General features: G+C 66.0%; 25 protein-coding genes. 2 read left to right on the top strand and 23 right to left on the bottom strand.

Going from position 1 to position 19,449, the window contains the following annotated elements:
- Positions 1 to 69: 69 nt before the first annotated feature.
- From OG302_RS14455 to OG302_RS14495, 9 genes are all read right to left on the bottom strand, one after another.
- Positions 70 to 2,310, bottom strand: a complete 2,241-nt coding sequence (locus OG302_RS14455; RefSeq protein WP_371527167.1) for a cell division protein FtsK — start codon at positions 2,308 to 2,310, stop codon at positions 70 to 72.
- Positions 2,311 to 2,408: 98 nt separating this feature from the next.
- Entirely contained in the window at positions 2,409 to 2,795 is a 387-nt protein-coding gene (locus OG302_RS14460) for an RRQRL motif-containing zinc-binding protein (RefSeq protein WP_371527168.1), read from the bottom strand.
- Positions 2,795 to 3,805 carry a DUF2637 domain-containing protein gene (locus OG302_RS14465; RefSeq protein ID WP_371527169.1) on the bottom strand — a complete coding sequence of 337 codons (1,011 nt, stop codon included), beginning with the start codon at positions 3,803 to 3,805 and terminating at the stop codon, positions 2,795 to 2,797. Before OG302_RS14465 ends, OG302_RS14460 begins: the two co-directional genes overlap by 1 nt.
- An 11-nt stretch (positions 3,806 to 3,816) precedes the next feature.
- Positions 3,817 to 4,032, bottom strand: coding sequence for a hypothetical protein (locus OG302_RS14470; RefSeq protein ID WP_371527170.1), 216 nt, complete (start codon positions 4,030 to 4,032; stop codon positions 3,817 to 3,819).
- Positions 4,029 to 4,628: a hypothetical protein gene (locus OG302_RS14475; protein ID WP_371527171.1), complete on the bottom strand. Its 600-nt coding sequence runs from the start codon at positions 4,626 to 4,628 to the stop codon at positions 4,029 to 4,031. The genes OG302_RS14470 and OG302_RS14475 overlap by 4 nt, the downstream gene beginning before the upstream one ends.
- On the bottom strand, positions 4,625 to 4,924 hold the full coding sequence (locus OG302_RS14480; RefSeq protein WP_371527172.1) for a hypothetical protein: 300 nt from the start codon (positions 4,922 to 4,924) through the stop codon (positions 4,625 to 4,627). The genes OG302_RS14475 and OG302_RS14480 overlap by 4 nt, the downstream gene beginning before the upstream one ends.
- 84 nt (positions 4,925 to 5,008) lie before the next feature.
- Complete coding sequence (locus OG302_RS14485) at positions 5,009 to 5,455, bottom strand: transcriptional regulator (RefSeq protein WP_371527173.1); 447 nt, start codon at positions 5,453 to 5,455, stop codon at positions 5,009 to 5,011.
- Positions 5,456 to 5,549: 94 nt separating this feature from the next.
- Positions 5,550 to 5,780: a hypothetical protein gene (locus tag OG302_RS14490; protein WP_371527174.1), complete on the bottom strand. Its 231-nt coding sequence runs from the start codon at positions 5,778 to 5,780 to the stop codon at positions 5,550 to 5,552.
- A gap of 84 nt (positions 5,781 to 5,864) precedes the next feature.
- Positions 5,865 to 6,032: a pRL2-8 gene (locus tag OG302_RS14495; protein WP_371527175.1), complete on the bottom strand. Its 168-nt coding sequence runs from the start codon at positions 6,030 to 6,032 to the stop codon at positions 5,865 to 5,867.
- 592 nt (positions 6,033 to 6,624) lie between these two features.
- On the opposite strand from OG302_RS14495, the gene OG302_RS14500 reads away from it, so the two are divergent.
- Together OG302_RS14500 and OG302_RS14505 are read left to right on the top strand one after the other, a co-directional pair.
- Positions 6,625 to 7,395, top strand: coding sequence for a helix-turn-helix domain-containing protein (locus tag OG302_RS14500; protein ID WP_371527176.1), 771 nt, complete (start codon positions 6,625 to 6,627; stop codon positions 7,393 to 7,395).
- Positions 7,392 to 7,865 carry an NUDIX hydrolase gene (locus OG302_RS14505; protein ID WP_371527177.1) on the top strand — a complete coding sequence of 158 codons (474 nt, stop codon included), beginning with the start codon at positions 7,392 to 7,394 and terminating at the stop codon, positions 7,863 to 7,865. The genes OG302_RS14500 and OG302_RS14505 overlap by 4 nt, the downstream gene beginning before the upstream one ends.
- Here the strand turns inward: OG302_RS14505 and OG302_RS14510 are convergent.
- The 14 genes from OG302_RS14510 to OG302_RS14575 all read right to left on the bottom strand — a co-directional run bounded on the left by OG302_RS14510 (position 7,853) and on the right by OG302_RS14575 (position 19,422).
- The gene (locus OG302_RS14510; RefSeq protein ID WP_371527178.1) at positions 7,853 to 8,422 is read right to left on the bottom strand and encodes an HD domain-containing protein; all 570 of its coding nucleotides are present in this window, start codon (positions 8,420 to 8,422) and stop codon (positions 7,853 to 7,855) included. The genes OG302_RS14505 and OG302_RS14510 overlap by 13 nt on opposite strands.
- Positions 8,423 to 8,433: 11 nt before the next feature.
- On the bottom strand, positions 8,434 to 8,880 hold the full coding sequence (locus tag OG302_RS14515) for a GntR family transcriptional regulator (RefSeq protein WP_371527179.1): 447 nt from the start codon (positions 8,878 to 8,880) through the stop codon (positions 8,434 to 8,436).
- A 146-nt stretch (positions 8,881 to 9,026) separates the two neighbouring features.
- Complete coding sequence (locus OG302_RS14520; RefSeq protein WP_371527180.1) at positions 9,027 to 9,584, bottom strand: hypothetical protein; 558 nt, start codon at positions 9,582 to 9,584, stop codon at positions 9,027 to 9,029.
- A gap of 453 nt (positions 9,585 to 10,037) precedes the next feature.
- Positions 10,038 to 10,895 carry a hypothetical protein gene (locus OG302_RS14525; RefSeq protein ID WP_371527181.1) on the bottom strand — a complete coding sequence of 286 codons (858 nt, stop codon included), beginning with the start codon at positions 10,893 to 10,895 and terminating at the stop codon, positions 10,038 to 10,040.
- Between the two features lie 455 nt (positions 10,896 to 11,350).
- A complete protein-coding gene (locus OG302_RS14530) occupies positions 11,351 to 12,634 on the bottom strand; it encodes a hypothetical protein (RefSeq protein WP_371527182.1) in 1,284 nt (427 codons plus the stop codon).
- A gap of 176 nt (positions 12,635 to 12,810) precedes the next feature.
- Positions 12,811 to 13,050 (bottom strand): hypothetical protein, encoded by a 240-nt coding sequence (locus OG302_RS14535; RefSeq protein ID WP_371527183.1) that lies wholly within the window; start codon positions 13,048 to 13,050, stop codon positions 12,811 to 12,813.
- Positions 13,051 to 13,570: 520 nt separating this feature from the next.
- A complete protein-coding gene (locus OG302_RS14540; protein ID WP_371527184.1) occupies positions 13,571 to 14,944 on the bottom strand; it encodes a tyrosine-type recombinase/integrase in 1,374 nt (457 codons plus the stop codon).
- Entirely contained in the window at positions 14,941 to 15,093 is a 153-nt protein-coding gene (locus OG302_RS14545; protein ID WP_371527185.1) for a helix-turn-helix transcriptional regulator, read from the bottom strand. The genes OG302_RS14540 and OG302_RS14545 overlap by 4 nt, the downstream gene beginning before the upstream one ends.
- A 30-nt stretch (positions 15,094 to 15,123) precedes the next feature.
- Complete coding sequence (locus OG302_RS14550) at positions 15,124 to 16,377, bottom strand: IS256 family transposase (protein ID WP_371524805.1); 1,254 nt, start codon at positions 16,375 to 16,377, stop codon at positions 15,124 to 15,126.
- Between the two features lie 157 nt (positions 16,378 to 16,534).
- The gene (repSA, locus tag OG302_RS14555; protein ID WP_371527186.1) at positions 16,535 to 17,935 is read right to left on the bottom strand and encodes a replication initiator protein RepSA; all 1,401 of its coding nucleotides are present in this window, start codon (positions 17,933 to 17,935) and stop codon (positions 16,535 to 16,537) included.
- Positions 17,932 to 18,585, bottom strand: coding sequence for an SAM-dependent methyltransferase (locus tag OG302_RS14560; RefSeq protein WP_371527187.1), 654 nt, complete (start codon positions 18,583 to 18,585; stop codon positions 17,932 to 17,934). Before OG302_RS14560 ends, repSA begins: the two co-directional genes overlap by 4 nt.
- Positions 18,585 to 18,791, bottom strand: coding sequence for a hypothetical protein (locus OG302_RS14565; protein ID WP_371527188.1), 207 nt, complete (start codon positions 18,789 to 18,791; stop codon positions 18,585 to 18,587). Before OG302_RS14565 ends, OG302_RS14560 begins: the two co-directional genes overlap by 1 nt.
- Complete coding sequence (locus tag OG302_RS14570) at positions 18,788 to 19,240, bottom strand: Pycsar system effector family protein (protein ID WP_371527189.1); 453 nt, start codon at positions 19,238 to 19,240, stop codon at positions 18,788 to 18,790. Before OG302_RS14570 ends, OG302_RS14565 begins: the two co-directional genes overlap by 4 nt.
- Complete coding sequence (locus OG302_RS14575) at positions 19,237 to 19,422, bottom strand: hypothetical protein (protein WP_371527190.1); 186 nt, start codon at positions 19,420 to 19,422, stop codon at positions 19,237 to 19,239. Before OG302_RS14575 ends, OG302_RS14570 begins: the two co-directional genes overlap by 4 nt.
- Between the last annotated feature and the right edge of the window lie 27 nt (positions 19,423 to 19,449).

A 19,449-nucleotide genomic window follows, 5' to 3' on the forward strand; every position in this document is an offset into this window, starting at 1 on the left:
CGGTTTGGGTCGCTAGCGAGGTCGCTAGGTCTAGCGACGGGGCTTGCTAGACCTAGCGACCGTGACGGGTCAGCCGTCGGCCCGCTTCTTATTACGGTGTGTGACGGCGTCGATGATGTGCTGACGCTCGATGCCGCGCCGGTTGGCGCCCTTGCCGGACTCGGTCTTGCCCCACACCTGGTCCGTCTTGATGCCATACGGCTTGAGCGCGGCCGCCAGCTGGTCGGCCTTGGCGCGGCCCTCCAGGCCGGCCCACTCGCCGTAGACGTCGGGGCTGTACTGGGCGAGGCGGTCGACGATGGTCTCCGACCACACCTTGTCCTCGCTGCGACCCAGGACCGCGGCCGTGTCGTCGAGGATCGCGTCCGCGCTGCGGGTGGTGCGCTGTTCGCCGGCTGCGTCGCCGGACAGGGTGCCCTGGTCCTCACGCAGCGCGCGGGCACGATCCAGCACCGTTTCCGCGTCACGGCCGTTGGCCAGGTAGGTGCGCACGATCCCCGAATCGTCGGACATGCCCTTGAGCAGGCCCACACCCTTGTGGGACTTCAGGAGCTTGGAGGCGTCCAGGCCCTCGGAGTAGGACCCGGCACCGAGCACCACGTCGGAGACCTGCCAAGAGCCGACCCGCAGGGAGAAGCGGGCCTGGTGCTGGTCGCGCAGCACGGAGGGGCAGGCGGTGTCGTCGGGCTTCTGGGTGGAGTTCATGACCGAGACGCCGACCGCCGGCGCAACCCGGGCGAGGTAGACCAGCAGGTCAAGGATGGTCTTGCCGTGGGTGGGGTGCTGCAAGTACTCCTGCACCTCGTCCACCACCACCAGCGTCAGGGGCATGTTCAGCTTCTTGTCCCGGCTGATCTCGGGGGTGAGCTTGCCCTCCGGGCAGATGTGCAGGGGCAGTTCGGAGAGCCGGTGGTAGCGGTCCTCCACATCCGCTTTCAGCTCCATCAACGCGCTGACCAGGTGCTCGACCGGATCGAAGCCGTCGCGGGGCACGATGCCGAACCCGATCCGGTGGGCGACCTTGGTGAAGGAACGCCAGTCCGGCGACGCCTTCCCGTCGAACACGATGAGGCGCACGTGCGGATCGAGCGCCGCGGCGAGCGCGATGGTGCGGGCGGAGAACGTCTTGCCCTGCCGCGGCACCGCGCCCACCAGCAGCGACAGCCACAGCATGGACGCCATCACCGGGTTGCCGCGCTCGTCCACACCCCACGGGAACGGCTTCCAGAAGTCCACCCGAGTCGCCCCCAGCAGCGGCGACTTGCCCGAGGGGACGGCGAGCGGGTCGCGGTCGGCGATCCAGTAGGACACCCGCCGTGCGCTGGTCTCGTCCTTGTCCAGGAAGAGCTGGGTGGGGGCGATGTCCATGCCTGATGCCAGGCGGGCGTGGGCCTTGACCGCGTCCTCGAACGTCTTGCCGTAGGGGAGGTCGACGACGACGCGCCAGCCGTCGCCGTCGCGGCCGATGGGCCGGGGGAAGGCGATGTTCTGGTCCTTGCCGGTCAGCTTGGCCGCTTCGTGGGCGCGGATGACGATGTCCGAGGACAGCCGGCGCTTGCGGAAGGTCACCTTGGCCCGGTCGATGAGCGGCCGGTCCGCCGGCGCCCCCACCGCAGCCAGCGCCGTGGTCAGCGAGGCGACCGACAGCAGGAGCAGCCAGGAGGGCGCCATCACGTACAGGACCAGGGCCGCGGTCAGCCCGATGACCGTGCCGAGCGCGGCCGTGATGCTCCGCAGCCGCACGCGGTCGTTGCGCTGGTGGGACAGGCGCAGGTACTCCCCGGCGTCCTCGTTGGCGACCGAGGCCAGCCGCAGCGGCTTGCCCTCGGCGTCGAACACCCAGCGGCCGATGGCCGTTGACCAGCGCCAGGCGCCGCGCGGCGAGTACCACAGGATCTTGGGGGTGTAGATGGTCGGCAGGCGCACCGCGTGGTAGCCGAGCAGCGTGGAGTAGTGCCGCACCGCCCACTTGCGCACGGCGGTGCGCTGGTCGGGCAACTTGACCCAGTCCGGCAGGACAGGCAGACGCGCCTTGTCCTTGGCCTCCATCCACTCCGCCGCGGTCGGCGGGTAGACCTCGCGCGGCGGGTCGACCGCCGCGCCGTCGGTCAGGCCCTCGGCCTCGGGGTCGTCGGTGTCGGGGAGTTCGGCCTCCCACTCACCCGGCTTCACCTCGCCCGGAGCGAGCACGGTCGCTGCTTCCGGGGCGGGGGCGTTTCCCTTGCGCAGGAACGGCAGCACCCGCGCGGTGTTCTCGGTCTCCTGGTCCGGCGCCTCTACGGGAGGCCCGGACACGTTGACGTCGGTCACGATGGATCTGCTCCCTCATGTCGAGCGGGTTGGAAGGGGCTCGGACGGCGCTTTGGCAGGCGAGCCGTCCGGACCCCGCTGAGCAAAGTCGGTGCAGGTCAGGCGGTGTTCCAGGGCTGTGCGTCGTGGCACACCAGGCACATGCCGAGCGAGGTGGGCAGGCAGTAGCTGTAGGTCACCTGGCAGATCGGGCAGGTGCGGCGGGCGAGCATCGCCAGCGCGAGCGCGCCCCACTTGCGCGAGGTCATCGGCCGCACCGGCAGCGCCTTGTCCAGGCGGTAGAGGTAGGCGACCTTCGCGCCGGACTTCCGGCCGCGCTGGCGGATCATCACCTGCGCCGCTATCGGCTGACCGCCCGGACGCAGCCCCTGCGCCCGCAACTGCCGGCGGGTGGCCAGGTCGTCCGGGGCGTAGCGCCACGGGTAGGTGGGGATGCCGTAGCGGGCGCCGCTGGGGTCGTAGCACTTGGCGTAGGCGGTGCCCATCACGCCGCCGCCTGACCGTCGTCACGGAGGTCCTGCATCCGGGCGTTGACCCAGCCGACCGACCAGCCGGTGCGATCCGCGATGGTGCGCACGGAGTCGCCCGCGCCGTGCCCGGCACGGACAGCGGCGAGCGCGTCGGCCTCGTTCATCTTCGCCACCGCGGCGGTGTTCACCGCCCGCGCCTGCACGGTGGCCTTGGGCCGCGCGGCGCGTTCACGAGCGGCAGCCTCTGCCCGTTCACGGCTCTGACGTTCACGCTGTTCACGGGCGGCCCGCTCTTGCTGTTCACGCCGCTCGCGCTCGGCCTGCTCGCGGTCCTCGCGTTCTTGTTCGTACTGGCGCTGCTCGCGCCGCTCCCGTTCCTGCCGCTCGGCTTCCTCGTGGCGTAGGCGTTCCTCGTGTTCGCGCTGCTCACGGCGCTCTGCGGCAACTCGCTCGGCTCGTTGCGCTTCGAGCCGTTCAGCGTGCTCGCGTGCCTCGCGCTCACGGCGTTCACGGGCCTCGCGTTCGCGTTCACGCTCCTCGCGGGCGACCCGTTCACGGGCCTGCCGCTCCAGGCGTTCACGCTCGGACTGCTCGGCCCGTTCACGGTCGATGCGTTCCAGTGCTGCGGAGATCGCGCGCCGGTAGGCGAGGCCGGCTTCCGCCGTGACGATGAGCAGTGTCGGCGCGACCGCGTGAACGGCCACGCCGACCAAGTTGCCGTGCAGGGCGGAGTCGCCGACGTTGAGGGCGAGGGTCATGATTCCGGTCAGCCAGCGCAGCGCCGTCGGCCACCGTCCGGCACTGCCACCCAGGCGGGCGACGGTCGAGTCCAGACGGACCACGATGACCACGGCCGCATCGACGACCAGAGGCAGGATCGGGGCCGTCCAGTCCCAGCCCTCGGGGGTCACCGCCCGCACGAGCGGCGTCACGGTCAGGACCGAGAAGAGCACCGCGCCGAAGGTGATGGACCAGGTGCCGACGGCCAACGTCCGCTCCGCACCATGGATCTGCTGCGGCGTCATGGTCGCGAACCTCATCGGGCACCGCCCCGCTGGCGGTGCATCCGCCGGCCGAGCAGCACCCAGCCGGTGAACTGCACGACGCTGCCGCCCACGGTCACCCAGCGCCATCCGTGCCCGCCGGTCACCGGCGACATCGTCGTGGCGAGGATGAGCGCCACCATGCCGATGGCGATCAGGACCAGCGGGAGGCCGCTGAGGGGAGTCGGGTTGGCGGGACGCGTGCTCATGCCGTCACCTCCGGGACGCGGGCGTTGGCCAGTCCGGTGATGTCGGCGATCTGGTCGCCGGTCAGGACGGTGTTTTCGTCCATGGCGTGCGCCACGGTGCGGATCTCGCGCCACAGATGGGTGGCCTTGCGGCGGGCGAGGCCGCGCACCATCGCCCAAGACTTCCCGCCGGCCGGAACGTGGCCGCGTCCGATGCGCACGCCGTGTGCGGCGAGCACGTCGATGGCCTGCTCCCGGTCGTGCAACGCGGCGCAGCCCAAGGCCCGCTCCGGGGTCCACAGCCCATAAGTCATCAGGTAGTTGACCTGGGTGACCTGGCCGGCCGCGCACATCGCGCCGAAGTGCCACGGCGAGGTGTCGCAGCCCTGCCAGGCGGTGTTGCCCGTCACCGCCCAGCCGCCCTCGTCGGGCTCCCAGGCAATGACCTCGCTGCTGTGCACGCGCATCCCGTAGGCCAGGGCGAGCACCGCGTGCCCTGCCTCGTGAAAGGCCATGCCCAACCGGGCCTGCTCGTAGGTGAGCGGCATGTGCACGAACGGCCGCGGATTGCCCTGATGGTCCAACAGGGCCTCAGGCGCAGGAGAGTTGTTCGTCATGCCGCCGCCCCCTTCCGGGCGTGCGGGTGGCGGACGGTCGGGCGCGTGAGGGGGATGACGTTGAACAGCTCCGGGGCGTGGGTCTCGATCGCCTGAGCGGCGATGCGGGCCACGTCGTCGGGCAGGTCCCGGTAGTCGGGGTGGGCGAGGATGTCGCGGGCCGCGTCCAGGCGGGCCGCGCGCTCCTCCTCGCTCTCGTCCTCGATGCCGAGCCACAGCTCAAGGGGGGTGCCGAGGGCCAGTTCGAGGTAGTCGTCAGCCGTGACGACCTGGTGAGTGCCGATGTAGCTACGCATGGGTGACTCCTGGTTCGAAGGAACGGGGAAGTGGGGTGGCCTCGGTCTTTGGCGAGAGGGCGGCCACCCCGGCGAAGAATGGGGTCAGACGGTGGCGATGATGAGCGCGGTGATGAGCAGCCACAGGTGGTGGAAGGACTGGTCAAGGGCGTAGGCGCCGGTCCCCAGGCTCGGGTTGTCGCCCATGCCGGGGCGCGGGGAACCGAGCCGGTAGAACTCGGCCTTGCCGGTCACCTTCGCCAGCCACGCCAGAGTGCTGCGGCGATCGGCCCACCAGTGCGTGACGGCGTCGATGCCCAGACCCAGGACCAGGCCGGGCACGCTCACGGAAAGATCCAGCAGCCACAGGACCGGCAGTAACAGCACGAGCTTGGTGGCGGTCAGGGTGGCGACGTGGCGGGCGCCGGCGAGGCGGCCGACCCATCCGGGGCGGCCCTTGTGGGCGGACTGGCAGGAGGTCTGCACCCAGTGATCGCCCACGCTGTGGGCGACGTACAGGGCGGCGAACACAGCAGCGAAAACAGCAGCCATCGGGCAACTCCTCGAAGGAAAGGGGGAGCCGGGGCGGTCTCGGTCCGTTGGCGAGAGGCGACCGCCCCGGCGGGGAGGGAAGGGGGCGCGGGCTTCAGTGCGGTGCGTCGCGGTGCTGCACAAGCTGGATGGCCATGCGGGGAAAGTCGGCGACGGCGTCGAAGTCGGCGAACGTTACGCCGTAGGTCTCGGTCCCCCGGAGCATGCCGTGCAGGACCGCTGCGGCGTCCGCCTTCTGCGCCGGCGTCGGCTTGTGGGTCGGGGCGAACTGCGCCGCGGCCGTAGTGATGCGGGCGGCGATGTCGTCGATCTGGTGCTGGTCCATGGTGAGCGTCCTCTCAGAGAAGGGCTCGGGGCTGTCCCCGGCTCTCCGCGGCCCCGGCAGCAGGCCGGGACCACAGACAACCGGTCAGCGCCACCAGCTCTTCTTGGGCACGCGGTTGGGGCAGCCGTTGACCATGTGGCTGATGCACGGCGCGCAGTCCTCGCCAGGAGCAAGGGCGCGATGGATGCTCTTGTCATAGGCGTGCTGCCAGCACTGCGGGCACTCACCCGGAGGCGTCTCCCTGTTCGGCATCACGGACTCCTTCGTGGGCTCGGGACTCTCCCGGCTCCCCTCAGCCCCGCCCGTACGAGCCGCCCCGTAGGGCGCCCGGACGGGCGGAGGAGGCAACCGGCGCGGCCAGCAGGCCGCGAGGAAGTTGAAATGCGCTGTTCCACGCACGGAGACAGAACCCGTGCGCATCCGCTCTCTTGCAGAGGTGGAGCGGACTGACCTCCTCAACCCATCGACCACCCGTGTACAGGCGGCTGGGTCGGCACACTGTTCAGTTCTCAAGGCGGTTCCGCTCCCAGCCCGTCAGCGAGCGACTGAAGTCGCTCCCCCAGGTCTTCCGGCTGGTGCGGGTACTGCGATTCGTTCGGCTCCACCGCTTCAGGCGGGCACTGTCGAGATGAGGAACATGTATTACGTGTTCCTCATCATGCAGAGGGAGGTTCGCGCCGTCAAGCCCTTCGGCTGTTGGGAGTTCCGCGAGTCCTTCGCGTCGATGTACCTACAGATTGGCCTGGCAACCGAAGACGATCGACCTCGCACATGTACGACTTGTGGACGACTTCGCTACGGTGAAGTCGTCCCAAGTCGTCCCAGTCAGGGGAGCGTGCGCTACATGCCGAACGAGAGGCTCCGAGGCGCGATCGTCGAGAGCGGGATGACGCTCGACAAAGTGGCCGCGAGGTTAGGCGTCTCAGCAAAAACGGTTGAGCGTTGGATTGGCGAGCCCAACCGCAAGCCGTACCGACGCTTCCAGTACGCGACTGCCTCGCTCCTGCAATGCGAGGTTTCCTACCTGTGGCCGGAAGAGCGGACGTCCGCTGAGGTCACCGAAGCCGGAAACGCTGAGCTAATCAAGCTCTACCCGCACCGATCGGTCGTACCGAATCGCTTGTGGCCACAGCTCTACGCACAGGCAACGCAGTCCTTCGACGTGCTCGTCTACTCAGGATTCTGGCTCACTGAGGACGCCACGTTCCACCGGGTCGTCAAGGAGAAGTCGGCGGCCGGCGTCTCGGTGCGCTTCATGCTCGGGGACCCAGACTGTTCGGCCGTCGCCGCGCGTGGCGAGGATGAAGGGATCGGCCCCGCCATGGCAGGCAAGATTCGAAACGCGCTCATCAACTACAGCCCGCTCTTTGGGCTGCCAGGAGTTGAGTTCCGCCTCCACAGCACGACGCTCTACAACTCGCTCTACCGAGCCGATGACGAGATGCTCGCGAACGGCCACCTCTACGGGGTCGGCGCGTACATGGCTCCCGTGCTGCACCTCCAACGCGTGCCTGGCGGCGAACTGTTCGATGCCTACGCTGAGAGCATCGAGCGGGTCTGGGAGTCAGCTAGGCCCATCACCTCACCTGCTGATCGCGGAGGTCTTCACGCATGAGCCGAATCGACTACTTCCGCGACCCCAACGCGCCCAAGGCCAACTCCGTGGTCCCTTCGGTTACAGCAGTCGTCCTGAACGATGCCGGGCAACTCCTACTCATCCACAAGACCGATAACGACCTGTGGGCGCTGCCCGGCGGCGGTCACGACATCGGCGAGCGAATCGGTGACACCGTCGTGCGAGAAGTCGTAGAAGAGACGGGGATCAACGTCGAGATTGCCAGCATCGTGGGTCTCTACACCGACCCTCAGCACGTGCTCGCGTACGACGACGGCGAGGTACGGCAGCAGTTCTCGATCTGCTTCCGTGCCGACCCAACGGGCGGTTCACTGCGGACAAGTAGCGAATCCAAAGAGGTTCGCTGGGTCGACCCAGCGAACCTCGATGATCTAGATATTCACCCGTCCATGCGGCTGCGTATCCAGCATGGACTGGACGGCTCTCGCCAGAAGCCTTACATCGGCTGATCTCCAGCGGGGGCCTGAGCAAGGCGCCCCTTCACTCGTTCCACGGCTCCGTGGATCTCGGGCGCCGCACGTTGAATGAAGCGGCCGACGATGGTGTCTGGGCCGTACCTCTGCACGATCTCGTCAAGCCGCTTGGTCGATGTGGTGTGCGTGCCGTCCGGAGTGGTCGTCATGTCGCAGAAGAGGAGTGCGTCAACGAGGTCGGGCCGCTCTAGCTCGAACTCGGTCTCCAGCTCTTGCCTGAGCCCCCGCTCCTCTGCCTCCAGGAGAGCACAGGAGTGATGCGCCACGAGCCGGATCACCCGCTCGCTTGCCCGCTCCTCGTCCCGGAGGAACCGAGCCCCATCAAGCGGGTGGAAGCCAGTAACAGCGATTTGCGGCGAGTATCCGATGTCGTGCAGCACAGCAGCCGCTTCCAGCAGCTCCGCATCGTCTCCCAGGATCGAGCCCAAGGAACGGGCTCGTTCAGCGACCCCCAGGGAGTGTGCCCACCTGCGCGGCAACGGATCGGACAGCAGCGATTCGGAGAGCGAGTACGCCCACTCAGTCAGTCCCATGGCGGCCAAGGCTACGGCCGCCCCTTGGAAGACGGGAGAGCGCGAACGGTGCGCCCCTTACCGTGGACAGTAGCTAGCAAGCCGGTTCCCTCCATCTGGGCAAGACCACGGCGCACGGCAGTGCGGGACATCCCGAATCGCTCGCAGAGTTTGGCCTCGGACGGGTACCTATCCCCGATCACGAGCGAGTCCTCTTCGATTACCGCGATCATGCGTTCCACGAGGGGGCGCCGGTCAGCTCCCCGAGAAACTCGCCACCCCACCCCAGGCGCGGACTCCAGGACACCCTCGCCTTCCAGGGTCTTGAGAGCCCTGCGAATCGTGTTGCGCCCGACCCCGTGCGTACGTACTAGGTCAGCCTCGGACGGCAAGTCATCGACGATCTCGCCCTCCTCGATTCCCTTTCGAAGGGTCTCCGAGATCACCAGGTAGGTTCCGCGCGGACTGGCCTCCGGCACTGGGGCTCCTCTCGTGTCTCTCCGTTGCTCACTGCCAAGAATCGCACGATCGCGCGGAACGTATCAGGGCAGCTCAGCAGGGAAGCGCCGAGCCGCCCAAAGGGCCGGCACCGGGCTACGACCGCCGGTTCTGGTGACCAGTAGCCTCACTCATCGTCTAGAGCCACGCGTGCAATTTCCATGAAGCGGTTCAATTCAATACCGAGAGCGTCGGTGGCATCAAAAGACAGGCGAAAAGCCTCTGCCTGCTCCCGACTCCCGTCACCGGCTGTCGCGGCGAGGATTACATCAGTTGCGGCGCGCAGAGCCGTCTTCCCCTGCGTCAACACCACTTGAGCCTGTTCGGCTGCAGCGGCTGGGCCCTCCACAGCCACGCGGGCACATAGGTCAGCCAGTTTGTCGAACTCCAGCGGGAGCGATTCAGCAGCTTCGATCTGAGCCCCACAGGAGTAGTTGACCAGGTCAAGCTGCCTACCCAGGCGCTGGACCTGTGCGACAACCTCTGCATACGCCCTGCTGCGAGGCTCACGCCTACTCTGCAGATGCTCGAAGCGAATCTGGTGATGCATCTGTCTGGCCTGTGCGCCAGCGGACCACACCGACGTGAACACCGCCGCTGCACCTGTGCCGAGAGCCCCTACCGCCGCACCCAGCACTGCTGCTAACCCTGCATCCATGGCTGCAAGTGTCGCCGAATCGACCACTCTGAGCGCCCCTTCCCGCAGGAACACCAGGTAGCCGCTTTGCTCTCTCGGCGCTTCAGCCCGTGGTCAGGGAGCCCGTGATCCCGGAGCCTAGCCGCACCGGAGGTGCATAACGAGCGCACAACAGCTTCAGTCGGGTTCAACGACAACCGGCGCAAGCAAACGTCGTGTAGCCAGCTCAGCGGCATGACTTGACAGTCTCCGCTGGCAATGCCCGAAGGGGCAGATCCCCCGCGCAGGATTGCTGCCCCTGCACGGCGCTTTGGACCGAGGTCGGTATCGGGCCGGCCGCACGGGCACGCGTGTCCAGTGTGCAGCGCGGAGGAACTACGGTCAGCGCTCTTCGCGTCACGGCAGCCTGCTCAGCACTGCAATCGGTTCCCTCTCACCAAGTCCGCGAAAAAGATGCTACGGAAATAGCTGAACACACAGCCCCAAACTGTGTTTGATTCTTCAGTAAAGGGTGGGTTGATCAAAAGGTTCTCGCCTGTCGGGAACCTTCCCAGCAGATCCCCTGAAAGGGAGGTCATGAATACCACGCAGGGGATTAGCTACCGACTTTCCGGCAATGTTTTCCAAACATTGCAAGGCAACCAACAGGAGGCCCTTATGCTCCGTGGTGAACAAGTGAGAGAAGGAATCGGATTTCCAGGCGACATCCCCCAGCAAAGCGTCGAAGCAAGTAAGTTCCGCGGTCTGCAGCAACCCACTCGCAACTTGAGGATTCTCCCTCAGTCGCTCAACGAAAGTGAGGTAATAGTCGAGGTAGGAAGGGGGTGAAGCTATCGCATCCCTCAAAGAAGGAACGTCCACCCTGATCGGCTCCGCCCCCGCGTCAACGTAGGCCTTGTGGGTGCGATCTTGGATGAACCGGAAGAACGCATCAGCTTTCTCCAGCATGGGCAGAACGTAAGCATCACTAGGGTCGCCTACTGTAAGCGCGCTCGCGAGGCGACGGCGAAGAGAGCTTACGGGGAAAGTATCCAGGCGCCCGGCGTCCTGAATTCCTGCCAGCAGGACCGCAATCAGCGCATGCCCCGAAAGGACTCCAGCGGCCGGTTCAGGTAGAACTCCCTGCTTTCCAACGGCCACACCCAGCGACTGAACTGCAGCAAGCAAATTCGGTGACTCCGCTAGCAGCGAGTCGCCTCGGAGGAATCTGGCCAACCCGGCAGGGATATCCGGCAATCCCTTGAGCTGGCCGGTGGTCCGCAACTCCGCAGACAGACAAGCCGGGCCGTCGAGGTGCGCAAACCTTGCGGGCAACCAAGCGTGGGCCTTCTCGCGGCGCGCGACCATCGCTTCGTCCATAACAGTGACGTCCAGCTTACGCGCCAGGCTTTGACCACGCGGACTTACGATCTGCCGAACGAGCGTAACGCGGTCCAAATCTAGGAGCTGCTTGAACCCAACGAGCCAGAGAATGGTATCCGGCTCGCCACTCTGCCCTCTCCCACTCTTACATTCGAGGCTGGACCGTGAAAGACGCAAGCGCGAATCGACATCCAAGGAAAGGATATCTATGTCAGTAAGTACCGAACGGCCAGCGTCTGCTTCCTCTGCAGGCACTGGAACGCGCAGGCGCGCGTGAGCCCCCTCAGCGAACTCCAACCTTGCTACACGGCGCTCAAGCTCGCCTCCGACAGTCTCGGAAGGCGTCGTCCCCGGCGCGGTTCGCCCTCGCGCGGGACGGCCAGACCTGCGACGGGGCTCATTTCCCCCGCCCGACGATCTGGGCGACGCACTCTTAGGTGAGTCTTCAGAAGTCACCCTTGACCACCAAACATACGCTTCACGGGCACCTCTCGAAGGGCCGCGATAAGCCTTGCCTGTTCCACCTCGTCTACACCCGCCGTTAGGGCCAAGCGGGCACGCTCTTTCTCAACGTGCACATACGCCCGCTGAGCCCGCAATGCCGCGATGTCCGAACTCTCAGCTCCAGTTCCCTCACGAGCGTCGAGCATTTTCAGTGCATCGTGGGCAACTTCGGGCTGCAACAGCTGAAGGCTATATCTCCCCGCACCATACCCATCGACAACTCGCACCACACCAGCCTTCTCCAGCATTGGATAATCGGTCCCGATGGGAGAGGCGTTACCCGCCACTCCTCGATTAATCAGAGAACGCAAGAACTGCTCTGGGGCGGTGAGTTTGTACTCAGCATAAGTAGCCGCATACATCATCGATCCAACTAGCTGACGAACATGTCCAGATACGTCCGCGATCGTCCCACCGAAAGGGTCTCGCCCAAGGTGCGGAGTAAAAAGGAACCCTCTCTCCACTCCACCATCCGACGTCTGAACCACCGACCGCTGCACCAGGTTTTGCGATACTGCAAAGTCGACCCACTTTCGTTCAGTCGAGGTGACGTGCTCTTCAGGCATTCCAGGGCTCTCAGCCAGCTCCTGGAGAAGTGCTGTCACCTCTGGAGTCGCTCTGGCGTCAGCAGCTCGAAGGGCAGACTGCGCGATCGAATCTCCCTGAACCCAAATGTTTGGGTTGTAGAGGACTTCGCGCCCGTCGGCAGCCACGACGCGCCGGACCAGGCCGGTATGAGTCAGGTGCCGCAAAGCGGATTCCACGCACTCATCGCTACCGTCAACGCTGTCCGCGCCTGCGGCTGCCTGGAGTGCATCCTCAATCAGGAGCGGCTGCAGTGCCGTGGCTCTGAGCAAAGCTAGAGCTGCACTCTCCACGGGAGTCACCATGACGGCCTGAAGCAGTGCTGGCGCGGCCAAGATTAGATCACCACGGGTGGGTATTCGTTCCGTGATCGACACCGGCTTCTGAGTGTCGTCACGCTCGATGGATATCCACCCGAGGCCTTCCATCGTGGCAAGCACAGCCTTGAGGTTGCGAGCCCCGACGCCGACGTCCAATCCGATCGCCTGAACTCGTCGGGCGCTACTTGTCGTGCTGCCTTCTAGCCTGAACGCCATATCCAACGTCCAGCCCGCGTACTCAAGCTGCTCGAGGGCAGCCTTCTCCGGACTCACTTGATAGGCGGAGAGGTGCCGCGAAAGGCCTAGGCACAGCTCAGCATCGGTCATAAAGGACAAAACTTCACCCACCAGAAGAATTCCCTCTGCTGACCCCACGCAGCAGTACTTTTCACTCTACGCTCACCTGCCGTCCGCCATCTCATGATTTGACGGACGGACTTGAACTCACCCACGGGTTGGGCTGCCCCTCCACGGATGGAGCTGCACTGACCGCTGGCGAGCAGCTACGGGACAGGATCCTCCGTGGAGTGCCGGGCAGCCTTCTTCACGACCTGCTCAATCTCGTGCCGCGGCTGCCCCGTCGCCTCAGCGTGGGCCGTCACGGCCGCCTGGAAGTCGGCAGCAGCGTCATACCACCGCTGCCACTGCGCCGCGCGTTCCTCCTCATCGAGGCCGGCGAGCTTCGCACGCTCCTCCTCGGCGGAACGTTCCAGCTTGATCAGGTCGTCTGTGATCTCTGCCACGAGCGAATCTTAGATACTGAGTCGCGATGCGCAGCTCAGCCACGCACCCCTGACCTGCGTTGAGACGCTTGAGTCGCGACAGCCGACATTGCGGGCCCAACTGCTACTGCCCGCCAGCGGCGGGAGCGCACTCGACCCGCAGCTTCGCGGGCGTGCGCACGGTATGCGATAGAGATCGGCGCACGAGCGGACTCCTTGCAGAGAACTTGCAGGTCAACCGGGCTTCTCCACCGACTTGAGGCATGCCCTCCGGAGCCGTGTGCGCAGGTTCGAATCCTGCCGGGGGCACCTTGTATGAGGTGCCCAAAGACCCCGTCACCAGCGGAAACGCTGAGGCCGGGGTCTTCGCGTATCTACAGGCGTATGCAGCCGTATGCCGCCCTGAGCGGCCCTATGTCAGAGTCTGTGGACTATTCGTGGACATGATCTTGGAGCGTTTCCCCAGATCAGTCCCCACAAAACGACGAAGACCCCCGGACAGGTCCGGGGGCCCAGCGTAGCGACGCGCGCGGTCGATCAGTCAGTCGTACTCGCGCAACAGATCCTCGATACGGCGGTTGGCCACCTCCTGACGACCATCGAGGCACTTCGCGTAGCGACCGAGCAGGACCTCAACACTGTTGCCCGCGCGCTCGGCCACCTCAGTCGGATCGACGCCAGCGTTGAGCCACGTCGACAGTGCGGAGTGCCGCAGGTCGTATGGACGTCGAGCCAGCGGCGAGGCGGCCACTGCCGGCGGGAGGGCGAGCAGCCGGGCTTCCTGCCATGCCCGCCAATAGGTCGAGGAGGCCACCACTCCCCCACGCTCGCTGTAAAACAGGCGTCCGTCCTCGGCAGTACCGAAGGTGTCGAGGTGTTCGCGAAGCACCACCACGAGCTGCGGCGGGATCGGCACGCGACGGACGTCCTCAGCGGCACGGTTCTTGAGCCCGCGGTCATCGTGGGTCTCGCCGGAATCGGTCCACTGTCGGCCGACGCTCGGGCGTGTGCGATGCAGGAGAGCAGAGCCCCAGCCCCGCCCAGGCAGAACAAGATCAGGCTCCGCGAGGCCGACAGCTTCCGCGGGGCGGAGGCCGGCGAAGTACATGCAGGCAAAGAGTCCGACCAGGCGCCGCCCGCGCGCACGACGAAAGCCGCCGACGTAGGACACAGCGTGGAGCAAAGCGCGCGCTTGTTGCGGATTGGCCACCACGCGAGGATCTACCTCACTGGACACCTTGGGCTTCTGCCAGCGCACCGCGGCCAAGGGGTTTTCCCGGAACTCGCCCAAGTCAACGGCGTAGTGCAAGGAATTGACGAACGTGCGCCTTTTCCGACGCACCGTCTCCGCGGCAGCGGTTTTGCCATCAAGGCGAATCTTGAACGAATCAAGAACCTCACGGGCGGTCACCGGATCGGCGAGGCAGTCCAGGGGGCGGGAGGCTTTGGCGACCCAGTGCAGTGCATTGGCGACATCAACAGGCACTTCCCGATCTTGAGGGCCGGGCAGGACGAATGCCCAGTTGCGTAGAGCCCTTCTCAGCACGTCATCGGCTGGGCGCCCCGGTCGGTCATCCAGCATTGCCAAGGTCACGGACGTCAGAGCCTCATTCATCCCATCGCGCGTGTTGGGGGCAGCATGCGGCCATTTCATCGCCAGATACCTCAAACCGAAGGCGTACCAGGTCACGACGGCCCGCTTCGCAGCCATCGACGCAGGAAGACCGGTCTCCCCGTCGAACTCTTCGCCCTCTCGTGCAGCACGCAGGAGCTTGGCTCGATAGTGGTCAGCCAACGCCTTTGTGCGGAACGATTCCGAGAAAACATTGCCGGCGACAGACCAACGGACGTCGTAGGAGGGCCGCTTCGAGGGTCGCTTACGGACACCCCAGATCTTCACGTCGAGGGATTTCACGCCGCCTCTTCCAGCTCACGCAGCCACGCGTTGTAGTCGCTCCGCCATATCCGGAGTTCGCCGTTCGGCAGCTTGAATGCGTTCGGCGCCTGCCCAAGTTCCCGCCACCGGTAGAAGGTTCGTCGGGAGACATGCCGGGGGTGTGTCAATTTAACGGTTGATCTTGCCCGTTCGGATGGTTACTTCACGGCCGGGGTGAGTCGGCCTTCGAAGGCGATCTGGAAGGCATTCAAGGGTGCCTTCCAGCGCATGGTCCAGCGTTTGCGGCCCTTGCCGGTCGGGTCGAGTGACATCAACGCCATGTAAACGCACTTGAGGGCCGCGGACTCGTTCGGGAAGTGCCCGCGGGCGCGAACGGCCTTGCGGATCCGAGCGTTCACGCTCTCGATGGCATTCGTGCTGCAGATCACCTTCCTGATTTCGACGTCGAAGGAGAGGAAGGGAACGAACTCGGCCCAGGCGTCGGACCACAGCTTCACGACTGCCGGGCACTTGGTGCCCCAGGCGTCGCTGAACTCGAGGAACCTCTCGGTGGCTGCGGCTTCGTTCGGCGCCGTATATACGGGCTTGAGGGCCTTGGCGACCTTGTCCCAGTCCTGCCTGGCCACGTATCGGAAACTGTTGCGCAAAAGGTGAACGATGCAGGTCTGAACTACCGTGCGGGGCCAGACCGTCTCGACGGCGTCCGGCAGGCCCTTGAGCCCGTCGCAGACGAGCATCAGCACATCCTGCACTCCGCGGTTCTTGAGTTCCGTGAAGACGGAAAGCCAGTGCTTGGCACCCTCTCCTCCGTCGCCGGCCCAGATCCCGAGAATGTCGCGGGTCCCTTCGGCGGTCACCGCCAAGGCCACATAAATGGGCCTGTTGGCCACATGGCCATCGCGGATTTTCACGTTGATAGCGTCCACGAACACCACGGGATAGACGGGGTCGAGCGGACGAGACTGCCATTCGGCCATGCCGTCCATCACCTTGTCGGTGATGGTGGTGATGGTCTGCTTCGACACATTCGCGCCGTACACCTCGGCCAGGTGAGCCGAAATCTCGCCGTGCGTCAGCCCTTTTGCGGAGAGCGACAAGACCATCTCGTCGACGCCGGTGAGCCGTCGCTGCCGCTTCTTGACGATCTGCGGCTCGAAGCTGCCCTCGACGTCACGCGGCACGGATATCTCGACCGGGCCGACGTCGGTGAGCACAGTCTTGGAGCGAGTTCCGTTGCGGGAGTTGCCGCTGTCACGGCCGGCCGGATCGTGCTTCTCATAGCCGAGGTGGCCGGTGATCTCGCCCTCCAGGGCGGACTCCAGCACCCGCTTGGTGAGTTGCTGCAGCAGCCCGCCCTCGCCGGTCAACTGCAGACCCTCGAACCGGGCCCGGTCCACCAGCATCCCGATCAGCTGATCGTCGACCGTGTCCACGGCCTCGACCGCAGGCATCTCAGGGGCCTCTGTTGTTGCGTCAGTCACTTGGTGGTTCCACTTCTCCAGGCCAGCGATCAAGCCAACCTGACATAGATGGGCGATCCACCGTTAATCAGACACTCCCCATGCCGGAGCTCGCTCAGGATCTCGGGAACCGTCATCAGTTCGTCTTTCACGGGTGCACTCCTTCCGGAACAGGTTGGTCTTGTAGGGCTTCGCGTGCGGTTTCGCGGTTGAGCTGGAGATCGCGGGCGATGGTGGCTGCGAGGGCGGATTCGCCGGGGGTGTGGCCGTGGCCGGCGTATTGCCAGGAGGCGAGGACGAGCACGGTGTCGGGTTCGCGTCCGTCGAGGCCGTGGGCTTCGCGTTCTTGGGCTGCGCGGTAGTCGGCTCGGATCTGTCGCAGGGTGCCGAGGGTGGTGGAGTAGCGGCGGGATTTTGAGCTGAAATGGCCGCGGAAGCCGAGCATGTGCGCCCAGGCGATCAGGCGGCGTTCGGGGTAGATGGGGGCGAGGTCGAAGCAGGCTTCGATGAGCCGGCGGGGATGTTCGGGCAGGCCGAGGAAGGTGGCAGCTTCGCGGTTGCCGATGCGCCGGTCGACGGTGCCGGTGTTTTCGGCTGCTTTGGTGGCGTACTTGGCGACGTAGGAGGCCACAGCCTGCTCGGTGATCTCGGAGCCGTCTCCGAATGCCTTGATCGGCCGTACGTCGAGCTGTCGGCCCCAGCGCAGTTGCCAGCCGTCGAGGTATCCAGCGTCCGGGGCGGGCGGGACGGACACGGTGACGTACGGGTGTGCGGCAGCGGACTGGATCGCGTGGGTGAGCAGTTCAGTGCTTGCCCAAGATGGCGGCGGGGTGTCGGGCCCGTCGGGTCCGTCGATGCGGATCACAGCGTGGAAGTGGACTGCACCGCGCTTCTGGAACTCCGCGACCTTGCCGTAGGAGAGGCGGGCGGTTTCCTTGAATGCCTTCTGGGTGATGCCGACTCGGGCGGCGAGTTCGCGGCGTAGCCGGTTGATGAAGCGGTGCCATAGGTCGCCGGCGTGGTTGTTGAAGAGCACGGCAGCGGCGTAGTCGTACGCGTAGGGGTCGAGTGGAGTGCCGAGCGTCGGGTCGTCGTCACGGTGAGCCGTACCGCAGCGGCAGGCACCGTGAGTCGGCTGATTGTGGACGGCTCCGAACGAGGGGGCGGTGAGGGTGGCAAAGACGCGGGGCCGGTGGCGGATGGTGGCGGGGATCTCGTGCCGGGTGTCGCCGACGAGTCCGGCGCGGATGAGATGGTAGGTGTCTCCGGCGTAGGTCCAGGCACAGGCCGGGCAGCGCGAGGCACGACGGTTGCCGCACGCGATGCGGAGCCGCCCGCCGGGCTCGGTGTCAGTCGAGTACTGCCGCAGCGTCTTGCCGGTAGCGCGGTCCTGGGTAATGGACCAGCCGGTGAGGTGAATGGGGTCGGCGCAGCCGCCTGTGCGGTGGATCTGGTCTTGCCAGCGGTCGAAGCGGTCGGAGCCGGCCACCTTCAGCATGTCGCCGAGGGTGGCCGTATCCAGGCCCGCGACGGTGACAGTGTCACTCATGCAGCCACCTCCAGGCGGGAGGCGAGGAATGCGGTGGCGATGTGCTGGGTGTAGGCCGGGGGGATGCATTCGCGGATGCCGTCGCGGTTCATCCACTGCACGCCCATCACGGTGCGCGCGAGAGGGACGCCGGAGAAGTTGCCGATGAACTGGCCGAAGTGTCCGGGCGGGACGGGGCGGCCCATCTTGGCCTGCGGAGCGGCGTGCCGGGGGTGGCGGGGCTGCACGATGTGAAAACCGCCGCCGGTTTCAAAGTAGCGGTGCCGGTAGGTGGCCAGGCCGAACATCGGGCCGCACAGCAGGACCGGGGTGCGGAGCTTAGGCAGGGCACCCCGCACGTTCTCGATCACCCAGGGGCGGCCGGTGGCTTCGAGCGCGGTACGGGTCGGGCCGATCAGATCGGGGTGGACGTTGCCCTGGATGCGCTGGCAGTCGCTGTCGAACTGGCAGGGCGGGGAAGCATGGATGAAGTCGAACTCGTCACCGTGCTCGCGCACGAAGGCGACGGCATCGGCCTGGATGAACGGGTACGGGTACCGGGGCTGGGGGGCGATGTCGACGCCGGTCACTTCGCATCCAGCGTCGGCGTATCCCTTGGCCGCGCCGCCCTGGCAGCAGAACAGATCCAGAACTCGCAGAGGCATCGTCATCACCAACCTTCTTCGGTGTGTGCGCGGCCGTGGAAGTAGGTGAAGTCCTGGATGAGGGCCCAGACGTGTTCGTCCCCCTGGGCGCAGGCAGTGTCCTTGCAGCTTCCGCAGATGTAGGAGCCGACGGCGTGCATGCGCGGGTGGGGCTTGACGACGTGCAGGCCAGGGCTCTCCGGGGTGGGAGTCAGATCAGTTTTGGCGCTCATGCCGCACCCCCGACGGTGATCAGGGCTGCGAGGATGATGAGTGCGCCGCCGATGCGGACGAGGTCGATGGCCCGCTTCAGCCTGGTGAACTTGGCGACTGCGATGCGGGACAGCGCCTCAATGTGCTGTGCGCTGCGGTCGCCGGCCAGCTCGGTCTTGATCTCTTCGGCTGTCAGCGTCGCCCAGTGTGGAAAGCCGACACGGTGGCCGGTGCCCAGGTTCGGTCGAACCGAGCCCAGTAGCAGGCCGGCCGCCGTAATCAGCAGCCCCACGCCGATTCCGCCGACGAGGATGGCGGCAGCATTCAGGGGAGCGTCCTTGGCGATGCTCCAGCCGCCGGCCAGCACGGCACCGACGAATGCCAGGAGCAGGGAGGCTTTGTTGTCGGTCCGGGCTATCTCTGTCTTGACGTCGGCCAGAGCGGCGGCGTGATTGGCCGGGGTGCTCATGCGGCCACCGCCCACACACGGGCCGGGCGGTCGATTGTGCCGGTGCCCTGGCACGTGCGGCAGTGGGTTGTGATCGTGCGCAGGTGGCCGTGCCGATCGCGTCCGCCCAGGGTGATCTTGGCGGAGGCGAAGCCGTCACAGTCCCGGCAGATACGGACCGGGGCGGGGAGGGGCTGGGTCATGATGGTGTCTTCCTTCCGGATCGGTTG

Source organism: Streptomyces sp. NBC_01283, assembly GCF_041435335.1.
GTDB lineage: Bacteria > Actinomycetota > Actinomycetes > Streptomycetales > Streptomycetaceae > Streptomyces.

What these genes read in the sequence shown, in the direction of transcription:
- OG302_RS14460 (WP_371527168.1), bottom strand. Translation starts at nt 2,795, where the DNA reads ATGGGCACCGCCTACGCCAAGTGCTACGACCCCAGCGGCGCCCGCTAC.
- OG302_RS14465 (WP_371527169.1), bottom strand. Translation starts at nt 3,805, where the DNA reads ATGACGCCGCAGCAGATCCATGGTGCGGAGCGGACGTTGGCCGTCGGC.
- OG302_RS14470 (WP_371527170.1), bottom strand. Translation starts at nt 4,032, where the DNA reads ATGAGCACGCGTCCCGCCAACCCGACTCCCCTCAGCGGCCTCCCGCTG.
- OG302_RS14475 (WP_371527171.1), bottom strand. Translation starts at nt 4,628, where the DNA reads ATGACGAACAACTCTCCTGCGCCTGAGGCCCTGTTGGACCATCAGGGC.
- OG302_RS14480 (WP_371527172.1), bottom strand. Translation starts at nt 4,924, where the DNA reads ATGCGTAGCTACATCGGCACTCACCAGGTCGTCACGGCTGACGACTAC.
- OG302_RS14485 (WP_371527173.1), bottom strand. Translation starts at nt 5,455, where the DNA reads ATGGCTGCTGTTTTCGCTGCTGTGTTCGCCGCCCTGTACGTCGCCCAC.
- OG302_RS14490 (WP_371527174.1), bottom strand. Translation starts at nt 5,780, where the DNA reads ATGGACCAGCACCAGATCGACGACATCGCCGCCCGCATCACTACGGCC.
- OG302_RS14495 (WP_371527175.1), bottom strand. Translation starts at nt 6,032, where the DNA reads ATGCCGAACAGGGAGACGCCTCCGGGTGAGTGCCCGCAGTGCTGGCAG.
- OG302_RS14500 (WP_371527176.1), top strand. Translation starts at nt 6,625, where the DNA reads ATGCCGAACGAGAGGCTCCGAGGCGCGATCGTCGAGAGCGGGATGACG.
- OG302_RS14505 (WP_371527177.1), top strand. Translation starts at nt 7,392, where the DNA reads ATGAGCCGAATCGACTACTTCCGCGACCCCAACGCGCCCAAGGCCAAC.
- OG302_RS14510 (WP_371527178.1), bottom strand. Translation starts at nt 8,422, where the DNA reads ATGGGACTGACTGAGTGGGCGTACTCGCTCTCCGAATCGCTGCTGTCC.
- OG302_RS14525 (WP_371527181.1), bottom strand. Translation starts at nt 10,895, where the DNA reads ATGGACGAAGCGATGGTCGCGCGCCGCGAGAAGGCCCACGCTTGGTTG.
- OG302_RS14530 (WP_371527182.1), bottom strand. Translation starts at nt 12,634, where the DNA reads ATGACCGATGCTGAGCTGTGCCTAGGCCTTTCGCGGCACCTCTCCGCC.
- OG302_RS14550 (WP_371524805.1), bottom strand. Translation starts at nt 16,377, where the DNA reads ATGCCTGCGGTCGAGGCCGTGGACACGGTCGACGATCAGCTGATCGGG.
- repSA (WP_371527186.1), bottom strand. Translation starts at nt 17,935, where the DNA reads ATGAGTGACACTGTCACCGTCGCGGGCCTGGATACGGCCACCCTCGGC.
- OG302_RS14560 (WP_371527187.1), bottom strand. Translation starts at nt 18,585, where the DNA reads ATGACGATGCCTCTGCGAGTTCTGGATCTGTTCTGCTGCCAGGGCGGC.
- OG302_RS14565 (WP_371527188.1), bottom strand. Translation starts at nt 18,791, where the DNA reads ATGAGCGCCAAAACTGATCTGACTCCCACCCCGGAGAGCCCTGGCCTG.
- OG302_RS14570 (WP_371527189.1), bottom strand. Translation starts at nt 19,240, where the DNA reads ATGAGCACCCCGGCCAATCACGCCGCCGCTCTGGCCGACGTCAAGACA.
- OG302_RS14575 (WP_371527190.1), bottom strand. Translation starts at nt 19,422, where the DNA reads ATGACCCAGCCCCTCCCCGCCCCGGTCCGTATCTGCCGGGACTGTGAC.